The organism is Sphingobium baderi, from assembly GCF_001456115.1.
In the GTDB taxonomy this organism is placed as follows: Bacteria; Pseudomonadota; Alphaproteobacteria; order Sphingomonadales; family Sphingomonadaceae; genus Sphingobium; species Sphingobium baderi_A.
Genome location: NZ_CP013264.1, coordinates 1,165,659 through 1,182,166 on the forward strand (window position 1 = coordinate 1,165,659; position 16,508 = coordinate 1,182,166).

16 protein-coding genes are annotated in these 16,508 nt (G+C 63.4%); 3 read left to right on the forward strand and 13 right to left on the reverse strand.

Features of this window, described 5'->3' with window-relative positions:
• Positions 1 to 6: 6 nt before the first annotated feature.
• From ATN00_RS05745 to ATN00_RS05775, 7 genes are all read right to left on the reverse strand, one after another.
• Positions 7 to 804 (reverse strand): TrmH family RNA methyltransferase, encoded by a 798-nt coding sequence (locus tag ATN00_RS05745; protein WP_062063106.1) that lies wholly within the window; start codon positions 802 to 804, stop codon positions 7 to 9.
• 80 nt (positions 805 to 884) lie between these two features.
• On the reverse strand, positions 885 to 1,157 hold the full coding sequence (locus ATN00_RS05750) for an HPr family phosphocarrier protein (protein ID WP_062063107.1): 273 nt from the start codon (positions 1,155 to 1,157) through the stop codon (positions 885 to 887).
• A complete protein-coding gene (locus ATN00_RS05755) occupies positions 1,154 to 1,558 on the reverse strand; it encodes a PTS sugar transporter subunit IIA (RefSeq protein WP_062063108.1) in 405 nt (134 codons plus the stop codon). The genes ATN00_RS05750 and ATN00_RS05755 overlap by 4 nt, the downstream gene beginning before the upstream one ends.
• Before the next feature lie 22 nt (positions 1,559 to 1,580).
• A complete protein-coding gene (gene rapZ / locus ATN00_RS05760) occupies positions 1,581 to 2,522 on the reverse strand; it encodes an RNase adapter RapZ (protein WP_062063110.1) in 942 nt (313 codons plus the stop codon).
• The gene (locus tag ATN00_RS05765) at positions 2,519 to 2,953 is read right to left on the reverse strand and encodes an HPr kinase/phosphorylase (protein ID WP_062063111.1); all 435 of its coding nucleotides are present in this window, start codon (positions 2,951 to 2,953) and stop codon (positions 2,519 to 2,521) included. The genes rapZ and ATN00_RS05765 overlap by 4 nt, the downstream gene beginning before the upstream one ends.
• 94 nt (positions 2,954 to 3,047) lie before the next feature.
• A complete protein-coding gene (locus ATN00_RS05770) occupies positions 3,048 to 4,640 on the reverse strand; it encodes a sensor histidine kinase (RefSeq protein ID WP_062063112.1) in 1,593 nt (530 codons plus the stop codon).
• A complete protein-coding gene (locus tag ATN00_RS05775; RefSeq protein ID WP_062063114.1) occupies positions 4,609 to 5,313 on the reverse strand; it encodes a response regulator transcription factor in 705 nt (234 codons plus the stop codon). The genes ATN00_RS05770 and ATN00_RS05775 overlap by 32 nt, the downstream gene beginning before the upstream one ends.
• Positions 5,314 to 5,596: 283 nt before the next feature.
• Between ATN00_RS05775 and ATN00_RS05780 the strand changes: the two genes are divergently transcribed.
• From ATN00_RS05780 to ATN00_RS05790, 3 genes are all read left to right on the forward strand, one after another.
• Complete coding sequence (locus ATN00_RS05780; protein WP_062063115.1) at positions 5,597 to 7,195, forward strand: phosphoenolpyruvate carboxykinase; 1,599 nt, start codon at positions 5,597 to 5,599, stop codon at positions 7,193 to 7,195.
• Between the two features lie 118 nt (positions 7,196 to 7,313).
• Positions 7,314 to 7,631 carry a hypothetical protein gene (locus ATN00_RS05785; protein ID WP_062063116.1) on the forward strand — a complete coding sequence of 106 codons (318 nt, stop codon included), beginning with the start codon at positions 7,314 to 7,316 and terminating at the stop codon, positions 7,629 to 7,631.
• A 185-nt stretch (positions 7,632 to 7,816) separates the two neighbouring features.
• Positions 7,817 to 8,632, forward strand: coding sequence for a ferredoxin--NADP reductase (locus ATN00_RS05790; protein ID WP_062063118.1), 816 nt, complete (start codon positions 7,817 to 7,819; stop codon positions 8,630 to 8,632).
• Positions 8,633 to 8,821: 189 nt separating this feature from the next.
• Here the strand turns inward: ATN00_RS05790 and ftsH are convergent, their stop codons facing one another.
• The 6 genes from ftsH to ptsP all read right to left on the reverse strand — a co-directional run bounded on the left by ftsH (position 8,822) and on the right by ptsP (position 16,461).
• Entirely contained in the window at positions 8,822 to 10,771 is a 1,950-nt protein-coding gene (ftsH, locus tag ATN00_RS05795; protein ID WP_062063120.1) for an ATP-dependent zinc metalloprotease FtsH, read from the reverse strand.
• A gap of 63 nt (positions 10,772 to 10,834) precedes the next feature.
• Entirely contained in the window at positions 10,835 to 11,026 is a 192-nt protein-coding gene (locus ATN00_RS05800) for a hypothetical protein (RefSeq protein WP_062063121.1), read from the reverse strand.
• Positions 11,027 to 11,151: 125 nt separating this feature from the next.
• A complete protein-coding gene (gene tilS / locus ATN00_RS05805; protein ID WP_062063122.1) occupies positions 11,152 to 12,105 on the reverse strand; it encodes a tRNA lysidine(34) synthetase TilS in 954 nt (317 codons plus the stop codon).
• Positions 12,106 to 12,111: 6 nt separating this feature from the next.
• Positions 12,112 to 13,011 carry a hypothetical protein gene (locus ATN00_RS05810; RefSeq protein WP_062063124.1) on the reverse strand — a complete coding sequence of 300 codons (900 nt, stop codon included), beginning with the start codon at positions 13,009 to 13,011 and terminating at the stop codon, positions 12,112 to 12,114.
• Between the two features lie 196 nt (positions 13,012 to 13,207).
• The gene (locus tag ATN00_RS05815) at positions 13,208 to 14,113 is read right to left on the reverse strand and encodes a helix-turn-helix domain-containing protein (RefSeq protein WP_062063125.1); all 906 of its coding nucleotides are present in this window, start codon (positions 14,111 to 14,113) and stop codon (positions 13,208 to 13,210) included.
• 74 nt (positions 14,114 to 14,187) lie between these two features.
• Entirely contained in the window at positions 14,188 to 16,461 is a 2,274-nt protein-coding gene (gene ptsP / locus ATN00_RS05820) for a phosphoenolpyruvate--protein phosphotransferase (RefSeq protein ID WP_062063126.1), read from the reverse strand.
• Positions 16,462 to 16,508 lie beyond the last annotated feature (47 nt).

The following is a 16,508-nucleotide window of genomic DNA, read 5'->3' on the forward strand; positions in this document are numbered from 1 at the left end:
CCCCGTTTATCTTTTCCGCTTCTGGTTCAGCAATTCATAGGCCATCACCGCGCAGGCGACGGCGGCGTTCAGGCTGTCCGCCTTGCCCAGCATCGGCATCTTCACCAGCAAGTCGCACTCGGCTTCATAGGCTTCCGGCAATCCCTGCGCCTCGTTTCCGACGAGGAGGAAGGACGGGCTGTGGTAGCGCGGTTCCTGATAATCCTGCGTGGCTTTCAGGCTGGTGCCGATCAGTTCGCCGGGACCGGCGCGCAACCATGTCATGAACTCGCCCCAGCGCGCCTGCGTGATCGACTGGGTGAAGAGCGCCCCCATGCTCGCCCGCACCGCTTCGACGGAAAAAGGGTCCACGCAATCGTCGATCAGGATCAATCCGCCTGCGCCGACCGCGTCGCCCGTCCGCAGGATCGTCCCCAGATTGCCCGGATCGCGCAGCGACTGCGCGACGATCCAGATGTCGGCCTTCGTCCTGTCGAGTTTCGCCAGCGGCACCAGCCGGTCGCGATAGACGCCGACCACGGCCTGCGGATTGTCCTTGCCCGAAATCTTGGAAAGAATGTCCGGCGTAGTCTCGATAACGTCGCCGCCCGCCGCCCCCATCGCCGCGATCAGGTCCATGGCCAGCGGATGTGTGGACCCGGCATGGAACAGCATTTCGGGCAGCACGCCTTCCTCGCGCGCTTCGGTCAGGATACGAAGCCCTTCGGCAAGGAACAGTCCTTCGGCCTTGCGGAATTTCTTCTCACGCAGGGACCGGACGCGCTTGACCAGAGGGTTGGAAAATCCGGTGATCTCGCGTGCCACGCCCGTGCCTGTTCTTCGAAAGCGAATGAAGCGGCTTCTCTATAGGGGCAATGCGGAAAAGGGTAGGGCTGTATTTTGCCCTAATCCTCCCCGAACTTGTCCTCCACCAGCGTCACCAGCTGGATCAGCGAATCCTGCGCTTCCGGCCCTGCTGCGCTGATGACGATCGAATCGCCCATTGCCGCGCCCAGCATCATCAGGCCCATGATCGACGTGCCGGTGACTTCATTGCCGTCTTTCCTGACGGTGATCTGCGAAGGAAGACCGCTGGCCAGGGTGACGAACTTGGCGCTGGCGCGGGCGTGGAGGCCGCGCTTGTTGCTGATCCGGACTTCCTGGCTGATTTCGTTCATGGAGTGCTACCCAACAGTTCCGACGCTACGCTGATATATTTCTGGCCTGCCTCGCGCGCGGCGGCGACGGCGGACCGCACGTCCATCACCTTGCGGGCGCTTTCCAGGCGGATGAGCATGGGCAGGTTGATGCCCGCGATCACTTCGATTTCACCCGCACGCAGCAGAGATATGGCCAGGTTAGACGGGGTGCCCCCGAACAGGTCCGTCAGCAGGATCACGCCCGACCCGTCGTTCACGCGCTCGACCGCGGCGGAGATGTCCGCGCGGCGCAATTCCATGTCATCTTCCGGCCCGATGCAGATCGTTTCGATCTGCTGCTGCGGCCCCACGACATGCTCCATCGCGACGACGAATTCCGTCGCCAGCGACCCATGAGTGACGAGTACGAGTCCAATCATCTGCGCTAACGGCCCACCTGTTTCATGATTGTGCTTTCGGGCCTCCCGGTCTGCGCTTCTCCAGGGCGTCCTGGGGCGCTGATTCCATGTTTCTGTGGCTGACCGTGGGCGAAAAGCCCGCATCTTGCAAGTATCTGGCGACACGCTCGGCCACATGCACTGATCTGTGCCGCCCGCCGGTGCAGCCGAACGCCACGGTGATGTATGTTTTCCCACCCTCCGCATAGCGCGGCAGCAGGGTGGCGAGCAGCGCCTCGATCCGGCTCACCGTATCCTCATAGGCCGGGTCCCGCGCGATATAGGCGGCGACATCGGGATCAAGGCCGGTCTTGGGCCGCAGCGCGTCGTCCCAATGCGGGTTACGCAGATAGCGCATGTCGAACATCAGGTCGGCATTGCGGGGCATGCCGCGCGAAAAGCCGAAGGACAGGATCGTCAGCACCGGGTCGGACAACCGTTCGCGCGTGTAGCGATTGCGGATTTCCTGTTGCAGCGCATTGCTGCTGAACGCTGTCGTGTCGATGACCTGGCTGGCCCAGCGGCGCAGTGGCTCGGTCAATTCCCGTTCCCGCGATATGCCGTCGGCGGCGGGGCGGTCGAGCGCCAGCGGATGCCGCCGCCGCGTCTCGGCAAAACGCCGCTCCAACTCGCTGCCCGAACAATCGAGGAACAGCGTTTCGACATCATGGCCATGCTTTTCGCGCAAAGCCTTGATCCGGCGGACGATGGCGTTGGCGTCGAAACCCCGCGTGCGCGCGTCGATGCCAATGGCGAGCGGGCGTTCGTCCGCATCGCTGTGCCCGGCGGGCAAAGGCGTGTCGAGCAGCCGGTCGAGCAGGACCAGCGGCAGGTTGTCCACCACTTCCCAGCCCATATCCTCCAGCGTCTTGAGCGCGGTCGTCTTGCCAGCGCCGGAGAGGCCCGACACCAGCAGGATCGTCTTGGGCGCAGGAGTGGATGTCATGTCCGGCCCAGTTCCCTGAGCGCGAGTTCGACCTTGATCGGGGCGGAGGCTTCCAGCGGCGCGATGCGGACCAGCGGAATATCGATGCCGGCGATCCGGCGGCTTGCTCCTTCGGCGGGCAGCCGTTCCGTTACATCGCCCAGATGCGCGATCAGCGCGACCGGCACGCTATCGGCGTGAGGCATGTCGACGACCCCGATGCCGCGCACTTCCATCTTGTCTGCGATGGTGGCGGGTGCGGTGGCGATCAACTGGCCGCCCTCTGCCGTCAGGATCGTATAATCATCGCTCACCAGCACAGCCCCCCGGTCGATCAGGCGCAGAGCAAGGTCGGATTTCCCCGCACCGCTCGGCCCATGGAGCAGGACGGCGCGCCCGCCGATGGCGACGCTCGTTGCATGAAGTGTCTGATGTGAAGTCGCGCCCGTCATGATCCTGTCACCCTTCTAACCCCAGTCGCGAAGGGAAGATACGAAGGAAAGGCCCGCGCGCCCAAAAACTGTCCCGAGAGGGGACGTAGAGGCGCTATTCCGATACGAGGCCGGGATCGCGCTCCACCGCCATGGGCAGGCGGACGATGAAGCGCGCGCCGGTCTGTGCGTCCTCGCGGTCGGCGATGCTGACCTTGCCCTGATGCCCTTCCACGATGGACCGGGCGATGGCGAGGCCAAGACCGGAATGTTTTCCGAAGGCTTCGTTTTCGGGCCGCACGCTATGGAAGCGGCGGAACACATGCTCGCGCTCCGATTCCGGCACGCCCGGCCCTTCATCCTCGACGCTGACCAGCACTTCATTGTCGGCCACGGTCGCGATGATCTGGACCAGCCCGCCTTCGGGTGAAAAAGACACGGCATTGTCGATCAGATTGTCGAGCACGCGGATCAGCCGCTGTTCCTCGCCCAGCACTACGGCCACGTCCTTGCGCGGGCGGGCGAAGGCGAGGCGCACGCCACGCGGCACGCCGCGCGCCTCGCGGGCGATCACCATCCTCTCGATCAGCAGCCCCAGGTCAATCGGCTCGAAGCGTGTGCGCGAAAGCTGGGCGTCGATGCGGGAAGCCTCGGCGATGTCGGTGACAAGCCGGTCCAGCCGCCGCACATCCTCCCTGCAGATGTCCATGAGCTGTTCGCGCAGGTTGGGCTGCTCCACCCGGTCCAGCGCGTCCAGCGCGGAGCGGAGCGAAGCGATGGGGTTTTTCAGCTCATGGCTCACATCGGCCGCGAAGGCGTCGGTGGCGTCGATCCGCTGACGCAGCGCATGACTCATGTCGGAAAGGGCGCGGGCCAACATCCCGATCTCGTCCCGCCGTTCGGGCAGGCGAGGCACCATCACCTCCCGCGCCCGGCCCAGCCGCACGCGCACGGCGGCGCGGGCAAGGCTCTGGATGGGCTGCACGATCGTGCGCGCCAGAAACAGCGACAGCAGCACCGAAGCCAGCACCGCGGCGGCCAGCACGATGCCCAGCCGCAAACGCTCGGCGCGGACGATGCGCGTGATGTCGCGAGCGTTCTCTGTGGACAGCAGGCTGGTGCCGTCCTTCATCTTCACGGCGGCGGAAATCATGAAAGTGCGGTCGGGCGCGTAGCGGTTGGTTGCCTGCGGCTTGCCGGTCCGGTCGGCCAATATGATTTCGGGCCATGCCTGCGCCCGGTCGACCGCCGGTTCCTCGAAATTGGGCGGCCGGTCGGCGAACACGATGCGGTCCATCATCTTGTCGAGGAAGCGGGCGACATGCCGCTTCAATTCCTCTTCGGACGGCAGGCGCAGGCGATAGCGCGGCGCATCCATGGTGAAGCTGTCGGCGACCAGCCGCCCGTCGGGCGCATAGCGGCGCACCCGATCATCGGTCTGTCGCGCATAGGCCGCGATCAGCCTGTCATGCAGCTCGGGCGGCGCGTTTTCGAGGCCGATGGCAAGCAATTTCAACTCGCGCGCGGACTGTTCCAGCCGGTCGTCGACGATCCGTGTGCGATAGCTGTCGAGATAGAAGAATCCCCCCGCCAGCAGCGCCAGCGCAAAGACATTCACCGCCAGGATACGCAGCGTCAGGCTGATGCGGCCCGACCAGCGCACCGCCAGCGGTGCGTCATTCTTCCGAGAATCGGTATCCGGCGCCATAGAGCGTATCGATTGCGTTGAAATCGGAATCCACCTCGCGGAATTTGCGACGCAGCCTCTTGATATGGCTGTCGATCGTTCGGTCGTCGACATAGACATCGTCCTGATAGGCAGCGTCCATCAACTGATTGCGGTTCTTGACCACGCCGGGGCGCGCGGCCAGCGTTTCCAGGATCAGGAATTCGGTGACGGTCAGCGTCACATCCTTCCCGTCCCATTTGACGCGATGGCGGGCCGGGTCCATCTCCAGCCGCCCGCGCACGATCGGGTCGATCGCTGGCTCGTCGGCGGCAGGGGGCGTGCGGCTGACTTCCGCGCGGCGCAATATGGCGCGGATGCGCGCGATCAGCAGCCGCTGGGAAAAGGGCTTGGCGATATAGTCGTCCGCCCCCATCGCAAGACCCAGTGCCTCGTCCAGCTCATCCACCTTGGACGTCAGGAAGATGACGGGCATCTGGTTCCTTTCCCGCAGCCGCCGCAGCAGTTCCAGCCCGTCCATCTGCGGCATCTTGATATCGAACACCGCCAGGTCCGCCGGATTGTCGAGCAGGGCCTTCAACGCGGCGTCCGGGTCCGAATAGATGCGCGTTACGAAGCCTTCGGCCTGAAGCGCGATCGACACGGAGGTCAGAATATTCTTGTCATCATCCACAAGGGCGATGGTGGCGGTCATGCATCATCCCGGTAATGGCGAAAGGGCAATGGGCGCAATCGTTAGACGATGCCTGCCCCGGCTGCAAGGAAGTCGCCATATCCCATCATTATGCGGCATGACCGTCGATTTTCGGGACAAACTCAGCCTTTCGGGGGTTTGACGGTTTCTATCCGACCGCCTAATGCCGACTCCATCCACCACGAGGGACGTCTGCCGGCAGTGATCGGTGCGCCTGAGCGGAAAGGATCGGCCGCCTCCACATGATGAACGGTGGCATGGACTTATATTCAGGAGCAAAGGCGTGCAGGCCAAATCCGCTATCACCTTGGAAAAACAAGGTATTTCAACAAACGCAACGCAATTCTGGAATCTCGGCACCGCGCCGCTGGTGGAAGCCGCCATCCGCAATGGCGAAGGCGTCCTGTCAAAGGACGGCCCTCTGGTCGTCAAGACCGGCAAGCACACTGGCCGCAGTGCGAACGACAAGTTCATCGTCAAGGATGCGGAAACGGAAAACACCGTTTGGTGGGGCAAGACCAATGTCCCCATGACGCCGGAACATTTTGCCGCATTAAAGGCTGATTTCTTCAAGGCGCTGGGCGAAAAGGCGACGCTTTACGTCGCTGACCTCTATGGTGGCTCGCAGGCTGAACATCGCGTCAATGTCCGCGTCATCAACGAACGCGCCTGGCACAACCTGTTCATCCGCACCCTGCTGGTCCGCCCGACGGCGGAGGAACTGGCCGGCTTTGCGCCCGAATACACCATCATCGATCTGCCGACCTTCCGCGCCGATCCGGCCCGTCACGGCAGCCGCAGCGAAACCGTGATCGCGGTCAACTTCACCGAAAAGCTGATCCTGATCGGCGGCACCGCCTATGCCGGCGAGATGAAGAAGTCGGTTTTCGGCATCCTCAACTATCTGCTTCCGACCAAGGGCGTGATGCCGATGCATTGTTCGGCCAATATCGGCCCGAACGGCGACACTGCTGTGTTCTTCGGCCTGTCGGGGACCGGCAAGACCACCCTGTCAGCTGACGCCAGCCGCACGCTGATCGGTGATGACGAGCATGGCTGGTCGGACACCGCTGTCTTCAATTTCGAGGGCGGCTGCTACGCCAAGATGATCAACCTGTCGGCCGAGGCGGAGCCGGAGATCTTCGCCACCACCAAGCGATTCGGCACGGTGCTGGAAAATGTCGTGATCGACGAGGAAACCCGCGTCATCGACCTGGACGACAACAGTCTCGCGGAAAATAGCCGCGGTTCCTATCCCATCGACTTCATTCCCAATGCGTCGAAGGACAATCTGGGGCCGGTGCCCAAGAACATCATCTTCCTGACCGCCGACGCCTATGGCGTGCTGCCTCCGATCGCGCGGCTGACCCCGGATCAGGCGATGTATCACTTCCTGTCCGGCTACACCGCGCGCGTCGCGGGCACGGAAATCGGCGTGACGGAGCCTTCCGCCACCTTCTCCACCTGCTTCGGCGCGCCTTTCATGCCCCGTCATCCGTCGGTCTACGGCAATCTGCTGAAGGAACGGATCAACAAGGGCGGCGTCACCTGCTGGCTGGTCAACACGGGCTGGACCGGCGGCAAATATGGCGTGGGCAAGCGTATGCCGATCAAGGTCACGCGGGCGCTGCTCAACGCCGCGCTCGACGGCAGCCTCAACAATGCCGAATTCCGCACCGACCCGAATTTCGGCTTTGAAGTGCCGGTCGCCGTACCAGGTGTGGAAACCGCGATCCTTGATCCGCGTACGACCTGGGCCGACAAGGCAGCCTATGATGAAACGGCTGGCAAGCTGGTCAAGCAGTTCGTCGACAACTTCGCGCAGTTCGAGGATCATGTCGATGAATCCGTGCGCGGCGCGGCGCTGACCGCCGCCGTCTGACAGGCGCCCGCGACAGATTCGCGAAAGAGCCGGGAAGGGGAGACCTTTCCCGGCTCTTTTGCTTTCTGCGGCCTCATAGAGATGCTAATCTGGATTTGATTTATAGCGGGAGTCGTACATGGGCATGTTTGATGAACTTCTGGGCAGTGTGGGCGGGCTGGAAGCCATTGCCGCAAAAATCGGCGTCTCGCCTGAACAGATGCAGGCCCTGATGACCGAGATTGGCGGTAAGATAGGCGGAGGCGAAACCAGCGTGTCCGCGCTCGCGGAAACGGCGGCGGAACATGGCGTATCGGCCGACAAGCTGCAGGAACTGCTTGGACAGTTCGGCGGCCCCGAAGCGCTTCTCGGCAAGCTGGGTGGCCTCTTCGATCGTGACGGTGATGGCAATCCACTCGGTGAACTGGGCAGCATCGCCAAGGGGCTGTTCGGCTAGGGCAGGCAAAAAAGCTGGTCAGGCGTTTGGCATCCCCTGCACCAGCTTTCCCCGCCAAAAGTTTTTTTGGCCTTGCCATCGCGGCCCGCACGCGCCATTTCGCAGACGCATCATTTATTGCGAACGATATGCAACTGGCGTCATTGTGCGCTGGCTTTTGGCATGGATTGGCAAGGATAAAGGTCTTGAGCGAAGTGACGATCGAAAAGCCGGTGTTGGAACCGACGGGCGCGCTGAGCGTGGAAACGGTGCTGTCGGTGCGGCACTGGAACGAACATCTTTTCAGCTTCCGTATCACGCGGCCCGCCAGCTTCCGCTTCCGCTCCGGCGAATTCGTGATGATCGGGCTTCAGGGCGACAATGGCAAGCCGCTGCTGCGGGCCTATTCGGTCGCCAGCCCGTCCTGGGACGAGGAACTGGAATTCCTGTCGATCAAAGTGCAGGACGGCCCGCTCACGTCCAGGCTCCAGCTGATCCAGCCGGGCGACCAGATCTATCTTGGCCGCAAACCGACCGGCACGCTCGTCACCGATGCGTTGTTGCCGGGCAAGCGCCTTTTCATGTTGTCCACCGGCACGGGCCTTGCGCCCTTTCTCAGCCTGTCGCGCGATCCGGACGTCTACGAATTCTATGAGGAAGTGGTGATCGTCCATTCGGTTCGACGAGTCAGCGATCTTGCGTTCCATGACGAACTGACGGGCAAGCTGGCTGATGACCCGCTGGTCGCCGAGCAAGCGGCCAAGCAGTTCCATTATGTGCCGACCGTCACGCGCGAGGCTTTCCGTAACAATGTCCGCATCGATGCGCTGATTGAGAATGGCAAGCTGTTCGAGGGCATTGCCGGCGCGCCGAAGTTCGACCCGGAGACTGACCGGATCATGATGTGTGGCAGCATGGAGATGATCAAGCAATTCGGTGCCTGGTTCGAGGAGAACGGCTTTGCCGAAGGCTCCAACGCCGCGCCTGGCGCCTATGTGATCGAACGCGCCTTCGTGGGTTGATCGAATACGCATCCGTTCAAGGAAAGGGTCGCTCGCGCGGCCCTTTTTTGTGGCGATAATATTGCCCAGAAAATGGATGACGGCGGCATTGCGGCCATCCTTTGACCGCCAATCTGCCAAACTCGCATCGATAAAAGAAAGGCGCGGAAGATACCGCGCCTCTCCTTCTCATCATCTTGTTGATCCCGGTCAGGCGCCTGCGGGAGCAGGGTCGCCGAAGGGGCCCTTGCGCTTGCGCGTCTTAGGAATCGACGATCCTGCCGCCGGAATGACGGACGGCTTGATCGTCGTCCCGTCGTCGCGGGTGATCTCGCCCTTGTCGAGCAGCGTCTTGATTTCCTCGCCGGAGAGCGTCTCATATTCCAGCATCGCATTGGCGAGCAGGTGCAGCTGGTCCTCATGGGTTTGCAGCACTTCCTGCGCCCGGGCATAGCCCTGCTCGACCAGCCCGCGAATTTCCTTGTCGATCAGCTTTGCCGTCTCGTCCGACATATGGACGCGCTGGCTCTGCGAATAGCCGAGGAAGGTTTCGCCCTGCTGCTCTTCATATTGCAGCGGCCCCAACTTGTCCGACATGCCCCACTGGGTGACCATGTCGCGCGCCAGCTTGGTGGCGTACTGGATGTCGCCCGAAGCGCCCGACGACACCTTGTCATAGCCGAAGATGATCTCCTCAGCGACGCGGCCGCCCATGGCGACGGCCATGTTCGCGTGCATCTTGTCGCGGTGATAGCTGTAGCTGTCCCGTTCCGGCAAGCGCATCACCATGCCCAGCGCACGGCCGCGCGGGATGATCGTCGCCTTGTGGATCGGATCGGACGCGGGTTCATGGACCGCGACGATGGCATGGCCCGCCTCATGATAGGCGGTCATCTTCTTCTCGTCCTCGGTCATGACCATGGAGCGGCGCTCGCTGCCCATCATGACCTTGTCCTTCGCCGCTTCGAACTCGTCCATGGCGACCAGGCGCTTGCCCCGGCGCGCCGCCATCAGCGCGGCTTCGTTGACGAGGTTGGCGAGATCCGCGCCTGAGAAACCCGGTGTGCCGCGCGCGATGGTGCGCGGGTTTACATCGGGGGCCAGCGGCACCTTCTTCATGTGCACGGCCAGGATCTTCTCGCGGCCTTCAATGTCGGGGCGCGGCACCACGACCTGCCGATCGAAGCGGCCCGGACGCAGCAGCGCGGGATCGAGCACGTCGGGACGGTTGGTGGCCGCAACGATGATGATGCCCTCGTTCGATTCGAAGCCGTCCATTTCGACCAGAAGCTGGTTCAGCGTCTGTTCGCGCTCGTCATTGCCGTTGCCCAGGCCCGCGCCGCGATGGCGGCCGACCGCATCGATTTCGTCGATAAAGACGATGCAGGGGGCGTTCTTCTTCGCCTGCTCGAACATGTCGCGCACGCGGCTCGCGCCGACGCCGACAAACATTTCCACGAAGTCCGAACCGGAAATGGTGAAGAAGGGCACGCCCGCCTCCCCCGCGATGGCGCGGGCGAGCAGCGTCTTGCCGGTGCCGGGCGAACCGACCAGCAGCGCGCCCTTGGGAATCTTGCCGCCCAGACGCGCGAACTTGGTCGGGTCTTTCAGGAATTCGACGATTTCCTGCAATTCCTCGCGCGCTTCGTCGATGCCGGCGACATCATCGAACGTCACCTTGCCATGTTTTTCGGTGAGCAGCTTCGCCTTGGACTTGCCAAAGCCCATGGCGCCGCCCGCGCCGCCGCCCTTCTGCATCTGGCGCAGCACGAAGAAGGCGATGCCCAGGATCAGCAGGAACGGGAGCGACTGGTAGACGAGGATCAGCCAGAAGCTCGGTTGCTCCTCCGGCTGACCGGAATATTTGACGTTATAGTCGTCCAGCAAGCCGGTAAGACCCGGATCGTTGACCGGGACAGTGTTGAACTTCTGTCCGCTCGACAAGGTGCCGCTGATGCGGTCAGGGGCGATGGCGACATCCTTCACCTGGCCTTCCTGCACCTTGGAACGGAATTCGGAATAGGCGATGCCAGTGCCCGCGGTCGATGCCGTGCGGCTGTCGAACATGGAGACGAAAAGCAGCAGGGCGATAATCACCCCCGCCCAAATCATGGCGCTTTTGATCCAGGGATTGCCCTGCGGGTCTTTCTCGTCGTTCATCGATACTCACTTTCCCCCTGCAAGATAAGGTGCGCGGGTAAAATCGCAAGCGGCCTCGACCGCTCAGCCTCCAGTGAGGAGGGTGAGTGCCATATAGGCAAGCACCAGCGCGATGCCCGTCGACACGCCGCAGAGCAGATAACCGACATACAGCAGCAACGGCGGATGGGGGCGCGCCAGCTTGCGGTTACGCTGCGCCGCCGAAAGAATGACGCTGGCCAGCAAGCCGTAGGTCAGCGCCGCAAATTCCATCATATCTCGATAATCCTGCCATGAAGAGGCGGGGATTAACCATGATGGCCGTTAAGAAAAGGTCATTGCATCGCACCAAAGCGACAGGCCGTGGAAGGGACGGGCCAATCTGTGGAACCTTGCCAGCCCTATCGGCGCGGAGGTGCCGGAATCAGTATCCATTCCGCACCGCCGATCAGCAGCCAGTCTCCCAAACTCGCCTTTTGCCCTGTCATGGCAGCGGCGATGGCACGATCGACCGAATCGCCCCGCGGCGGCGACGCATCGGGCGCTGCCTGCGCGAGCATCCGCAGCAGAAGGCGACGCTGCAATTCATGGGGAAAGTCGCTTTTCTCCAGCCGCCAGCCATTCCCTTCGCGCCGCAGGTGGCGATCCGCCAGCGAATCGACTGTCCAGCCCAGCGCTTCCTCGGCCTCCCCCAACGCCGCCGCGCTCCGCGCCGCCGCCAGCGGATCAAGCCAATTTGCATCTGCCAGAGCCGACCGCATCAGCGATCGGTCGAAACGGGGGTCGGCATTGGATGGGTCTTGCACATGTGGCAATCCTTCCGTGTCGACCAATGCTTGAAGCACGGACTTCCGCACGCCCAGCAGCGGGCGCAGCACATGGCCCATCTGGGGCCGGACGCCTGCCAGCCCGCCAATGCCCGCTCCCCGGTTGAGCCGCATCAGCATCGTTTCAAGCTGATCGTCGGCATGATGCGCGGTAAACAGCCAATCCAGCTTCCGCTCCACACGCCATGCTTCCAATAGCGTATAGCGTTGGGCGCGGCCCCAATCATGCAGGTTGCCCGTCCTTGGCGCGACCGGGTGCAGGATGGCATGCGCGATACCCTGCGCCGCGCACCACCGTGCGACCATGGCCGCTTCATCGGCGGATTCGGGGCGCAGGCCGTGATCAACCGTAGCCGCCTCCACCCGCCCCGGAAAGGCGCAGGCCGACACATGCAGCAGCGCCATGCTGTCCGGTCCGCCCGATACGGCAATCCCGAAGCGGGCCTGGTCGATGTCCACCGCCAGCCCCTTGACCGCCTCGCGCAGAGACGTCTCCAGCGCGGTCGCATCCGTCAAGGGTTCAGCCATCGCCGATCAGCTACATTTGGCTTTGGTCCGGCCCTTTTCCATCATGCCGCGCAGGCCGGCGGACAGGGTCGCGCCATAGACCTGTTCCAGTTCCGCATAGACCTTGCAAGCGTCGGCAGGCTTCTTGAGCTGGATCAAAGCTTCACCCAGATAGGCCAGGCTGTCGGGCGCCCGGTCCCCGCGCGGCCGCTTCTGGTAATTTTCATACAGGGCGACCGATGCCAATGCGGGTTTGCCGTCGTCCAGATAGGCGCGGCCCAGCAGGTTCTGCGCGCGGCTGGCGACGGACGTGTCGCTATATTTGTCCACCGTGGCTTTAAGCTGTGCCTGCGCCTCCGGGTAGAATTTCGCGTCCCACAGGCGGAAGCCATATGTATAGGCATCCCCGGCGGCATCTCCCGTCTCGGGCCGTTCGATCGCCGCGACAGCCGCCTTGCGCGTGTCGCTCGCCTCAGCCGCCGGTGCCGCGGGCCGGGTTCCGGCGGCGGGCGCGGATACCGTGGATCTGGCGGCCGGTGGAGCGGCGGGGGCGGCGACGCTCGTCTGCTCCGCTTTATATTTGTTGAACGCTTCCTCAAGCTGCTTCAGCTTGTAGCTGTTCTCCTCCACCTGCCCCGTGATGGACGCAAGCTGCGATTCCAATGCTCCCACCCGCGCGGTCAGGTCCGCGATGGGTGCGGAGGACGGGGTTCCCGGCGGCGGCGTCGTGGTGGCGGGCCGGGTGATTTCCGGCTCGACGGGCGTGCCGGCAGGGAACACCTTGCGCTGGACGGCGCGCAGTTCCTTTTCGATGCGGTCCACTCGCGTGTCGAGCGACACGGATTGGGCGGCCGCGGGCATGGCAAAGAGCATCGATGCCGACGCCCCCAAAGCCAATGCGGAGGTCGCAAAAAAGGCGTTACGCATGATTATCCCCGACTAAATCCTTCGCCTTAACCATAAGGCGATATTCCGCGCCGTAAAGCGCGACTTTCATCGGCCTGAGCCGTGTGTCCCAGGCTGGAGCATCATCCGACCGGTTGGAATCGGATCATGGCCTACTCCTGTTTGCCTCCAGCGATTTTCGGGCGACCCGGATGATGCCGTCCGGTTCGAACTCGCTCTATGTACCGGGCGCCTCTGCCGGCGACGGTGCGGGGACAGGGGCCGGAGCAACGCCGCCTCCCCCTTGAGCGGAGGGCGGAGCGGCGGCCGGCGCCGGAATTGTGGAAACGGACGAAGGCGCGGCGCGCGACAACAGCGCTTCTGCGCTGACGGGGACGTCCGCGATGGTGCGGTCGGCGGCGCCCAGGGGTGGAACGGGCTTGCCGCCCACCGTCACGGTCAGCGCCTGTGGACGCCCGGTCAGGATCATCGGATTATGCGCGTCGGCGGGCAGGGTGAAGCTTTCACCCTTCTTCATCAGGCCATCCTTCAAACGCTCGCCCGCTTCGTCATAGATACGCAGCCAGACATCGTCATTCGCCGTGAAGACCACGGTCTGATTGACCGGCGCGGCGGGCGCTGCGCTCGCCGGTTGCTGCGGCGCGGTGAGAGCGGCACCCTCTTGCTGCGCGATTTCCTCGGTCGTGGGCGGCGTCAGGAGCTGCGAACGCCACAGCGCGAAACCGACCACCACCAAAATGGCGATGACTGCGGCTGTCCAGGCCAGCGCCCGGGATGGCACGCGGGTCGGATCGACCGGCTCGAACACTTCATAGCGGTTTGCGCCCAGATCGGAATTATGGACGGCGTGGCGCACCTCGGCGGCAATAGCCACCTCGTCCATGTCAATCGCGCGGGCATAGGCGCGGGCGAACCCCACGGCGTAGGGAATGCCCGGAAGCGCGGTATAATCATCCTTTTCAATGGCTTCGAGCTGGCGTTGGGCGATACGCGTGCGAGTCGCCACATCCTGTATCGAAAGCCCTTGCGCTTCTCGTGCAGCACGCAGCTTCGCGCCGGGTGTGGCGGATTGGCTTTCCTGCGCGTCGACCGCGCCGGTTTCGATTTCCGGTTCTTCTGCCATGCTGCTCCGCGACCTAGGATGGGTCGGCCTTGTCTCATTGTGGGACGGGGATTGTCAACGCCGGGACGAATAGTTCAGCTCAGTTCCACGCCCTTGTCCGCTGCCCACTGGCTGAGGCTGCCGCGAATGTCGACGACGGCGCGTTCCAGCACGTTCCGCATGAACGCTTGCAATTCGCCGACATCGACGGATCGGATCATCGCTTTCACCGGACCAACGGACGCCGGGGTGATCGACAGACGCCGCACGCCAAGGCCGATCAGGGCCATGGCCTCCAGCGTGCGCCCGCCCATCTCACCACATACGCCGACGGGCACTTTATGCGCGTCGCAGGCGCGCACAACCCGGTCGAGGAAGCGGACGATGGCGATGCTGAGCCAGTCATAGCGTTCCGCCAGCCGAGGATGGGCCCGGTCCGCCGCGAACAGGAATTGCGTCAGGTCATTGGTGCCTATGGACAGGAAGTCGATGCGCGGCAGCAGCAGGTCCAGCACTTCGGCAAGCGCGGGAACCTCCAGCATCGCGCCGTAGCGAACGGCGATCGGCATCTTCTTGCGCTGCTTCACCAGCCATTCGCGCTGATGTTCGACCAGAATGCGGGCCTGTTCATATTCCCAGGGCTCCGACACCATCGGGAACATGATGTGCAGCACCTTGCCAGCCGCCGCCTCCAGCAGGGCGCGGGCCTGCGCCTTCATCAGCCCATCGCGGTCCAGCGCCAGCCGCAGGGCGCGCCAGCCCATCGCCGGATTATCCTCCAACTCCTCATCGGCCCGCTGCATATAAGGCAGCGCCTTGTCCCCACCGATATCGACGGTGCGGAAGATGACGGGGCGATCGCCCGCCGCGTCCAGCACATCCTTATAGAGCCGCTGCTGCTTTTCCCGCTGCGGCAGGGTGGAGGACACGAGAAACTGGAATTCCGTGCGGAACAGGCCGATGCCGTCCGCCCCCACCACATCGAGCGCCTGCGCGTCGTCGCGCAAGCCGGCATTGACCATCAATTCGATCCGCGCCCCGTCCTGCGTGACGGAAGGCAGATCGCGCATGGCGGCAAATTCGGCGCGGCGTTTCTGCGTGATATGCAGCTTGTTCTCGAACCCCTCGTCCATGTCGGGCGTCGGGCGGATGAGCAGCGCGTTGGCGGCCACGTCCATGAGCAACAGGTCGCCTTCGTTCACCTGATGCCGGATGTCGCGCACCCGGCCCAGCACCGGCACGCCCATGGCGCGCGCGACAATGGTGACATGGGCGGTCAGCGATCCTTCCTCCAGGATCACCCCTTTCAGCCGCCGCCGGTCATATTCCAGCAGTTCGGCCGGGCCGAGATTGCGGGCGATCAGGATGGCGTCCTGCCGCAGGCCCAGTTGCGCCGCCGTGCCAAGCTGACCCGACACGATCCGCAACAGGCGGTTGGACAGGTCCTCCAGATCGTGCATCCGGTCCTGCAACAACGGATCGTCGATCTGGCGCATCCGCATCCGGGTGCGCTGCTGCACCCGCTCGATGGCGGCTTCGGCGGTCAGGCCGCTGTCGATCGCTTCGTTGATCCGGCGAACCCAGCCTTCGTCATAGGCGAACATCTTGTAGGTTTCGAGAACCTCCTGATGCTCGCCCTCCATGCCGAAATCGATTGCCCCGGTCATGCGGTCGACCTGCTCGCGCATCTTCGCGAAGGCGGAAAGAAGGCGCTGGCGCTCGGCCTCCACATCTTCCGCGACGGTATGTTCGATATGGACGCGGGGCTGGTGGAATACCGCATGGCCGCGTGCCATGCCCATCACCAGTTGCAGGCCGTGCAGGACGACGGTGCCGGTTTCCTGCTCGCGCTGGTCGACGGGGCCATCATCAGCCAGTTCCGCATTGGCGATCAGTTCCGCCAGCACCATGGCGACGGTCTGAAGCGCCTCTATCTCCACCTCTTCATACCGGCGCGGTTCGACATGCTGGACGCACAGCACGCCGATGGCGCGCTCACGCCGGACAATGGGCACGCCCGCGAAGCTGTGGAACAATTCTTCGCCGGTTTCGGGGCGATAGGCATAGTCGGGATGCGATGCCGCCTCATCCAGGTTCAGCGTTTCGACATTGGTGGCGATAAGGCCGACCAGTCCTTCCCCCATCGCCATGCGGGTGACATGGACCGCGTCCTGCTTGAGGCCGCGCGTCGCGAAAAGTTCGAGCACGCCTTCGCGCACCAGATAGATGGAGCAAACTTCGCTCGACAGGGACTGGCCGATGATGTCGACCACCTTGTTCAGCTTGGCCTGTGCGCTCGAACGCGCTGCCATGACCTCTTGCAAACTGGTGAGGATCATGCGGGCGGCGGCGGCGGGCGTGCTGGACATAAGCTATGCGCTATCAGATAGACAGGCCACGTCCAATGCGATTTCGT